The sequence below is a fragment of the Streptomyces sp. ATexAB-D23 genome (assembly GCF_000373645.1).
GTDB classification, from domain to species: Bacteria; Actinomycetota; Actinomycetes; order Streptomycetales; family Streptomycetaceae; genus Streptomyces; species Streptomyces castrisilvae.
In genome coordinates this window covers 1-7268 of sequence record NZ_KB892055.1, presented here as the reverse complement: position 1 = coordinate 7268, position 7268 = coordinate 1, and the positions used below count along the sequence as shown (strand labels likewise).

Here is a 7268-nt window from a genome sequence, read left to right as displayed (position 1 = left end):
CCACCGACACACGGTTCTCGCCCACCACCGACACCCGGACCCGCACCGCCGAAGCACCCACCGCGCCCAACGACACACCGGACCACGCGAACGGCAACGCAGCGCCCTCACCCACCGCACCCGACAACGCCACCCCGTGCAGCGCCGCGTCGAGGAGGCCCGGGTGGAGCCGGAAGTCGGTCGCGGGTGTGCCGGTGGGCAGGGCGACCTCGGCGTAGATGTCACCGTCGGCGCGCCATGCGGCGGTCAGTCCCTGGAAGACGGGGCCGTAGCGCAGCCCCTCCTCCGCCATGTCGTCGTAGAAGCCGTCCAGATCCACCGGCTCGGCGCCGGCCGGCGGCCACTGCGCCGAGGCCCAGGCGGCGCCCTCGGATGATCCGCGCGCTCCCGGGGTCTCCGGGGCGACGACGCCTGTGGCGTGCCGGGTCCAGGGCTGGTCGCCGTCCTCCGCGCGGGCGTGCACGGTCACCGGGCGCCTGCCGTCGGTGCCGGCCGTGCCGACCGTGACGCGCACCGCGACACCGCCCCGTTCAGGAACGGTGAGAGGGGTCTCCAGCGTCAGTTCGTCGATGACGGAACAGCCGGCCATGTCGGCCGCGTAGCCGACGAGCTCCACGTGTCCGGTGCCGGGGAAGAAGATGGAGTCGCCCACGCGGTGATCGCCGAGCCAGGGGTGCGTGCCGAGAGACAGGCGGCCCGTGAGGCTGAGCGCGTCCGTGTCCGGAGCGGATACCCGTGCGCCGAGCAGCGGGTGGTCCGCCGGTTCGAGGCCGGCGGTCAGCACGTCGCCGGCGCCGGTGGGGGCAGTGACCCAGTAGCGCTCGCGCTGGAAGGCGTACGTCGGAAGCTCCACGCGGGTGGTGGGTGCGCCATCGTGGAAGAGGCTCCAGTCGACGGGGGCACCGTGCACGTAGGCCTCGGCCAGTGACAGCGCGAAGCGGGCGGGGTCTCCGCTGTGCCGGCGGAGCGACCCCACGGCGGCGGCGGTGGCCGGGGTCGTGGCGATCGTCTCTCCGAGGGCGATGAAGAGGCCCGGGTGGGGGCTGGCCTCGACGAAGAGGGTGAACCCGTCGTCGAGCATGGCCCGGGTGGTGTCCTCGAATCGCACGGTGCGGCGCAGGTTCTCGTACCAGTAGTCGGCGTCGAGCGCTGTCGTGTCGAGCGAGCCCCCGGTCACCGTGGAGTAGAAAGTAGTGGTGGACGGGCGGGGGGTCACGTCGGCTATCTCGGCCAGGAGACGGTCGCGGATCTCTTCGACGAACACCGAGTGTGAGGCGTAGTCCACCGGTATCCGACGGGTCTGCACTCCCTGGGCCTCCAGGTGGGCGTAGAGCTCGTCGAGGGCTTCCTTCTCGCCGCAGACGACGGTGGAGGCGGGGCTGTTGACCACGGCGATCTGGAGCCGGTCGCCCCAGCCGCGCATCACCGACTCGGCCTCCGCGGCGGGCAGTGCGACCGACATCATGCCGCCGCGTCCGGCGAGGTCCTGGCGGATGATTCTGCTGCGGAGGGCGACGACACGCGCGCCGTCCTCCAACGAGAGGGCCCCGGCGACGCAGGCGGCGGCGATCTCCCCCTGGGAGTGGCCGACGACGGCGGCGGGCTCCACACCGCACGCGCGCCAGAGGGCGGCGAGGGAGACCATGACGGCCCACAGGACCGGCTGGACGACGTCGACCTCTTCGAGGGTGGGTGCTCCCGGGCGCTGGTGGACCACGTCGAGGAGGTCCCAGTCGGTGAAGGGTGCCAGCGCTTCGGCGCACTCACGCATCCGGTCGGCGAACACCGGTGACGTGGCGAGGAGTTCGACAGCCATGCCGGCCCACTGGGAGCCCTGGCCGGGGAAGACGAACGCGACCTGGGCGGGGCCGGTGGCGGTTCCCCGCACCACGTGCTGTGCCTTGGTGTCGGCGGCGAGCGCGTCCAGGCCACTGAGCAGGGGGGTGGACTCGCTGTCGTCCGTGCCCGTGGGATCCCCGGTGTCGAGGACGACGGCACGGTGCTCGAAAGCGGTGCGGGTGGCGATCAGGGCGTGCCCGATGTCCCGGTGGCGGGCGGTGGCGCCGGCTCCGTCCCGTACGAAGGAGGCCAGCCGCTCCGCCTGGGCACGCAGGCCCGCGGCGCTGCGTCCGGAGAGGAGAAACGGCGTGACGGGCGTGACGAAGGGGAGCGCCCGGCCGTCCGTGTCCGGCCGGCTCCCGGCCGGTTCCGCGCTCGTCCCGTCGGACGCCTCGGCCGGGTCCGGCTCCGGTGCCTCCTGGAGGATCACGTGGACGTTGGTGCCGCTGAGTCCGAAGGCCGAGACGCCCGCGGTACGAGGGTGGCCCTGGCGCGTCCAGGGTTCGGCCTCGGTGAGCAGGCTGACGTGGCCGGAGGTCCAGTCGACGTGGCTGGAGGGCTGCTCGACGTGCAGGGTTCTGGGCAGGAGGCCGTTGCGCAGGGCCATGACCATCTTGATGATGCCGCCGACGCCCGCGGCTGCCTGGGCGTGGCCGATGTTGGCCTTGAACGAGCCCAGTCTCAGCGGCTGTTCGGCGGTGTGGTCCTGGCCGTACGTGGCGAGCAGCGCCTGCGCCTCGATCGGGTCGCCCAGGGTGGTCCCGGTGCCGTGCGCCTCGACCGCGTCAACGTGCGCGCCGGGAACGCGCGCGTTGGCGAGGGCCTGGCGGATGACTCGCTGCTGGGACGGGCCGCTGGGTGCGGTGAGGCCGTTGGAGGCTCCGTCCGAGTTGATGGCCGAGCCGCGGATGACGGCGAGGACGGGGTGCCCGTTGCGGCGGGCGTCGGAGAGGCGTTCCAGCAGGACGATGCCCGCGCCCTCGGACCAGCCGGTGCCGTCGGCGGTGTCGGAGAACGCCTTGCACCGCCCGTCAGGTGCGAGTCCACGCTGCTTGCTGAAGGCGACGAAGGGCGCTGCCGTCGACATGACCATCACGCCACCGGCCAGGGCGAGGCCGCATTCGTCCTGGCGCAGGGCCTGGACGGCGAGGTGGAGCGCGACGAGTGACGACGAGCAGGCGGTGTCGACGGTGAAGGAGGGTCCTTCGAGGCCGAGGGCGTAGGAGATGCGCCCGGAGATGACGGACGCGGCCCGTGCCGTGGCCATGTAGGCCTCGACTGCCTCCGGTACGCCTTCGGGGAAGTCGCCGTAGTCCTGGATGCCGGATCCCATGTAGACGCCGACGCGCCCGCCGCGCACGGTCTCCGGGTCGATTCCGGCCCGTTCGAAGGCTTCCCAGGCGACTTCGAGGCTGAGGCGCTGCTGCGGATCGGTGGCCTCCGCCTCCATGGGGCTCATCCCGAAGAATCCGGCGTCGAAGTCGCCCGCGCCTTCGAGGAATCCGCCCTGGTGCACATAGCTGGTTCCCGGCTGCGAGGCGTCCTCGCCCTGGAGCTGGTCGAGGTCCCAGCCTCGGTCGTCCGGCATGCCCGAAACGGCGTCGCGGCCCTCTGCCACCAGCTGCCACAGCTCCTCGGGGGTGGTCACCCCGCCGGGAAAGCGGCAGCCCATGGCGACGATCGCGATCGGTTCCTGCGCGGCGGCCTCGGCGTCCTGCAGGCGGCGCCGGGTGCGGTGCAGGTCGGCGGTCACCTTTTTGAGGTAGTCGAGGATCTTCTCGTCGTTGGCCATTTCGGTCTCACCGGGTCCTTCGGAGCAGATGACGGCAGAGGTCGGATGACGGCAGCGTGCCCGTGTCAGGCGAGGCCGAGTTCCTGGTCGATGAAGGCGAGGACGTCGTCGGCGGAGGCCTCGTCGAGTGAGTTCTGCACGGCGGCCACCCCCGTTTCGCCGCTCTGGAGGGTGGTCAGTGTGTCGAGGAGGGTCTGCAGCCGTGAGGTGATGCGGCTGCTGCGGATCTCCTCGATGTCCAGCGCCCCCACCAGTTGCTCGAACCGGTCGACCTCCGCGAGGACGGGCACGGCGGTGTCGTCGCTGTCCGGGAAGAGCCGGGTGTGCAGGTGGTCGGCGAGTGCGGTGGGTGTCGCATAGTCGAAGATCAGCGTCGCGGGCAGTTTGGCACCCGTGGCGGCGGTCAGGGCCTGGCGGAGTTCCACGGCGGCGACGGAGTCGAAGCCGAGGTCCTCGAAGGCGCGCTGCGGGTCGAGTTGCGAGGCCGCGTCGTATCCCAGCAGGGTCGCGACACGGGTACGTACGAGGTCGAGCACCGCGCGGCCGCGCTCGGCCGCGGAGAGGCCGGCGAGCCGGGCCATCAGGTCCTCCGCGTCCGAGCCCGCCGCTCCGGGCTCGGCGGAGAGAATCCGGCGTACGTCGTCGAGTGCGTCGAGCAGGGGACGGGGGCGGGCGAGCGTGTACGTGGGGACGAAACGGGACCAGTCGAACTCGGCGACGACGAGGTGGCTCTCGTCGTGCTCCAGGGCCTGCTTCAGCGCGCCGATGGCGCGGCGGGGATCCATGGCGGGGGCGCCGATGCGTTCCATCACGGCGGCGAGTTCGGCGTCGACCATGCCGCCCTGCCAGGAGCTCCAGGCCACGGACGTGGCGGTGAGCCCGCGGGCGCGGCGGTGGTGGGCGAGGGCGTCGAGGTGGGCGTTGGCCGCGGCGTAGGCGGCCTGACCGGCGCTGCCCCAGACGGCGGCGCCGGAGGAGAACAGCACGAAGGCGTCGAGGGGCCGGTCGCCGAGAAGTGCGTCGAGGTGCCGGGCTCCGGTGACCTTCGCGTGGCCGACGGCCGCGAACTCCTCCTGGGTCATTTCGGTGAGCGGTGCCATGCGCTGCATGGCACCGGCCGCGTGCACGACGGTGGTCAACGGCACGTCCTTGGGGACGGAGTCGAGGACCCGGGCCAGCGCGGCGCGGTCGGTGACGTCACAGGCGGCGAGTGTCACCCGGGTGCCGAACGCCTCCAGTTCGGCCGCCAGTTCGCGGGCACCGTCGGCCGCGCCGCCCTGCCGGCTGAGGAGCATCAGGTGCGGGATGCCGTCGGCGGCGAGCATGCGGGCGACGTGGGCGCCGAGGCCGCCGGTGCCACCGGTGATCAGCGCGGTGCCGTGCGACGGACGGGTCCGGACCGGGGTGCGGTCGCCCAGGGGGGCGCGGACGAGGCGGCGGGCGAGCATGCCGTCGGTGCGCAGGGCCACCGCGTCCTCTCCGGTGGCGCCCGAGAGTACGTCGCAGAGGCGGTGCAGGTCGGCCGGCCCGAGTTCGGCGGGGAGGTCGACGGTGCCGCCCCAGGTGTCGGGGTGGTCGAGGGCGAGGCCGCCGCCGAGGCCCCAGAGCTGGGCCTGTTCCGGGGCGGTCAGCTCCGCGGAGCGGGAGGTGGCGACGGCCGACCGTGTGGCGCACCAGAGCCTGGGGGCGTCCGGGGTGTCAGAGAGGGCCTGCACCAGGGTGACGGTGGCCGTGAGACCGCGGGTGAGATGGGGGTGTGCGGGTTCGGGGCGGTCGTCCAGGGCGAGCAGGGACAGGATTCCGGCGGCGGGCTGTTTGGCGAGGCGGGCGGACAGGTCTGCCCGGCCCAGACCGGGGACCGCTTCGATGACGTGCGGGGAGGCTCCGCGTTCGGCGAGTGCGGCCAGGATCGCGGCGACCTCGGGGGTGTCGGTCTGTCCTTCGGCGACAGCGACGATCCAGGGGGCGTCGAGTGCGGTGGCTCCGGCGGGCGGTGCGGGGACGGGCTGCCAGACGACGCGGTAGCGGAGGTTGTCGAGTGCGGCCCTCTCCTGGTGGAGGCGGCGCCAGCGTGCCATCGCGGGCACCACCTCGCCGAGTGCGCTCTCGGTGACGGAGAGCCGGTCGGCGAGGACCGTGACGTCCTCCCGTTCGACGGCTTCCCAGAAGGCCGCTCCGGCCGGGTCATCGGCCTGGCCGGTGGTGTTCTGGGCCTCGGATCGTTCCTGCCAGTAGCTGCGGCGCTGGAAGGGGTAGGTGGGCAGGGCGACGCGGTGGGCGCCCCGGCCCTCGAAGAACGCGTTCCAGTCGACCTGGGCGCCGTGCGCGTGGGCTTGGGAGACGGCGGCGATCAGGGTGCGTTCCTCGTCGCGGTCTCGGCGCAGGACGGGGACGCACAGGGTGTCGTGGGCGGACGTCAGGCAGTCGGCGGCCATGGGGGTGAGTGCCGCGTCGGGGCCGAGTTCCACGAAGCGGGTGACGCCCTGGTCCGCGAGGTGAGCGATCCCATCAGCGAACCGGACCGCCTCACGGACATGACGCACCCAGTACCCCGGCGACATCAACTGCTCCGCGGTCGCCTCGGCACCGGTCACATTGGACACGACACGCATCGACGGCACAGCATACGAAAGCGTCTCGACAACCTCCCGGAACGCGTCGAGCATGGGCTCCATCAACGGCGAGTGAAAAGCATGCGACACACTGAGCCGCTTCGTCCGACGACCCAACGCGGCAAAGTGCTCCGCGACCGCCAACGTCTCCTTCTCCACACCCGACACCACCACCGCCGACGGACCGTTCACCGCCGCCAGCCCCACCCCGCCACCCAGCAACGGAAGCACCTCGGCCTCCGACGCCGCCACCGCCACCATCACCCCACCACCCGGCAACCCCTGCATCAACCGACCACGCGCCACCACCAACTCCGCGGCATCCGCAAGCGACAGCACACCCGCCACATGCGCCGCAACCACCTCACCAATCGAATGCCCCGCCACCACATCCGGCCGAACCCCCCACGACTCCACCAACCGGAACAACGCCGTCTCCACCGCGAACAACCCCGCCTGAGCGAACATCGTCCCACTCAGCAGACCAGCATCCTCACCCCACACCACCTCACGCAACGACCTGCCCAACCGCACATCCAGCTCCGCCACCACAGCATCGAACGCCTCCGCGAACACCGGAAACGCCCCATACAACTCACGCCCCATACCCAGACGCTGCGCACCCTGACCCGTGAACAAAAACGCCGTCAGACCCTCCACCGACGAACCCGCCGACACGACAACATCCGCGCTCTCCCGGCCCGCGGCCAGATCCGACAACACACGCACCGCATCCCCACGATCCCCCGCCAAAACCACCGCACGCTGATCCAGCACCGCACGCGTCGTCGCCAACGAGAAACCCACATCCATCAACGACTCACCCGCATGCGCCTCCACATGAGCAAGCACACGACCCGCCTGCTCCCGAAGCGCCACCACACCCCGCGCCGACAACGGCAACGGCACAACCGACAACGGCACAACCGGACCACCCGGCTCACCATCCCCGACCACCGGCACCACCGGCACCACCGGCGCCTCCTCGATGATCACGTGAGCGTTCGTACCACTCAGCCCGAAGG

The 7268-nt window shown here is 71.9% G+C and carries 3 protein-coding genes; 1 reads left to right on the top strand and 2 read right to left on the bottom strand.

The genetic code is table 11. The annotated features are described in order from the left end of the window. On the bottom strand, positions 1-3631 hold a 3631-nt coding region (locus B082_RS0129775; protein WP_018555450.1), incomplete at its 3' end, for a type I polyketide synthase. Positions 3632-3696: 65 nt separating this feature from the next. Further along, on the bottom strand, positions 3697-7095 hold the full coding sequence (locus B082_RS0129770) for an SDR family NAD(P)-dependent oxidoreductase (RefSeq protein ID WP_420707709.1): 3399 nt from the start codon (positions 7093-7095) through the stop codon (positions 3697-3699). Here B082_RS0129770 and B082_RS40140 point away from each other — a divergent pair. Further along, on the top strand, positions 7084-7268 hold a 185-nt coding region (locus B082_RS40140; protein WP_234018273.1), incomplete at its 3' end, for a hypothetical protein. The two genes, B082_RS0129770 and B082_RS40140, sit on opposite strands and share 12 nt — an antisense overlap.